This window comes from Kitasatospora sp. NPDC043950, assembly GCF_056435345.1.
Map to the genome: position 1 here is coordinate 1 of NZ_JBWKER010000136.1, position 1,561 is coordinate 1,561.

Below are 1,561 nucleotides of genomic sequence, written 5' to 3' on the forward strand. Positions count from 1 at the left end.
CCCGCCAACCGATCCGCCACCCGCCGACCGGTCTTACCCGTCCCACCCACCACCAGCACCACACCAGCACCGACCGGAAGATCCACAACACCCTTGGCAACCACAGCAGCCACCCCATTCGGAGAAGAAGTCGACGAAACCAGCGGACCCGGGCGGTTCTGCGAACCCCGCGCGTCCGTCCTCATGTCCACCAGTCAAATCCACTCCGGGCCGGCGGACCATAGCCTCCACACTCACATCCATGCGCGAGCGTCTACCGTCCCCCGGTGTGCCCCGCCCCGGGTCTGCTTCGCCATCCACCAGAACACACCCAACCCGCCACGAACCACCCGCCTTGAGGCGGCCTCCAGTGGATCTCCAGCGCCGGCACACCGCCCCCACGCCCCGGCCCGGGCCACCGCAAACGGAAGGGTGCGCATCGGGTGGGGCGGGAGGCGGACCCGGAGTCCAGGCCGGACGCGCACCCGGGCGGGCAGGTGGCCGGCATCGGTGAGCCGTCGGCGGCTCAGGGCAGCAGCAGGCCCGGGACGAGGACCAGGCCGACCAGGCCCGCGACCAGGGTCGGCAGGCCGGTGACGCCCATCCACACCAGGTGGCCGGCGAGCCCGCCCGGCGTGTCCGCCGACAGGCGGCCGGGCACCACCAGGACCGTGCGGGGCCGCGCCACGTCCTGCACGTCGGCGGCGCTGCACTCGTGCCGCTGCGCCGTGCCGAGCTGGTCGGTCACCCGGTAGGTGTACCGGAGCGTGCGCCGGGTGCTGCGGGAGTGGCCGTGGACGTCGTGCACCCTGTACTCCCCGAGGTAGGAGCCGGTGAACTCCGCCGGGCGGAGCTCGCCCAGTGCCTGCTGCTGGCGCCAGTACCGCAGCTGCCAGGGCAGGTTCGCCGCCCAGGCGGCGCTCACCCACCAGGCGGCGAAGCCGGCCCAGACGAACCCGGCCCGCACCGGGTGGCCGAGCAGGGCCAGGGCGACGGACTCGGTGAGGCAGCCGGCGAACAGGGCGAGGAGGCCGAGCTGCCAGCCGGCGGGCCGCAGCGGCCTGGGCCGCCGGAACGGTTCGACGCGGATCCGCGTCGGGTCGGCCGGAGCCTCGGCGAGCCGTTTCAGCCGTTGCGCGTTGATGGCGTCGGCGAACGCCTGGGCCTTGGCGTCGGTCGTGCCCAGGCGGAACTCGGAGCGCTCGCCGCGCCCCGGCGGGTCGACCTCGACGCACAGGTCCCAGAGCACGCCCCGGCCGGGGACGGCGTGCACCCGGTGGATCCGGCCGTAGGGGATGTGGAAGGCCTCCGGTTCCTCCTGCCACACCAGCGCGGATCCGGTCATCCGCACCGAGCGACGGCCGAACCAGGTGCGGAGTTCCCTCGGCGGTGCGAGTACTGCCTGCCCGGCCATCGCTGTTCTCGTGCTCCCCCGTGACGTGATCTCGGCCGCGTGATCATATAGCCGCGGCGGCCCCCCAAACGGCCGTGGGGGGGGGGGGGGGGGGGGGGGGGGGGGGGGGGGGGGGGGGGGGGGGGGGGGGGGGGGGGGGGGGGGGGGGGGGGGGGGGGGGGGGGGGGG

At 75.1% G+C, this 1,561-nt stretch carries 1 protein-coding gene; it reads right to left on the reverse strand.

The window, feature by feature from the left end:
- Positions 1-505: 505 nt before the first annotated feature.
- Entirely contained in the window at positions 506-1,393 is an 888-nt protein-coding gene (locus tag AC07BF_RS37795; RefSeq protein ID WP_478334608.1) for a hypothetical protein, read from the reverse strand.
- Between the last annotated feature and the right edge of the window lie 168 nt (positions 1,394-1,561).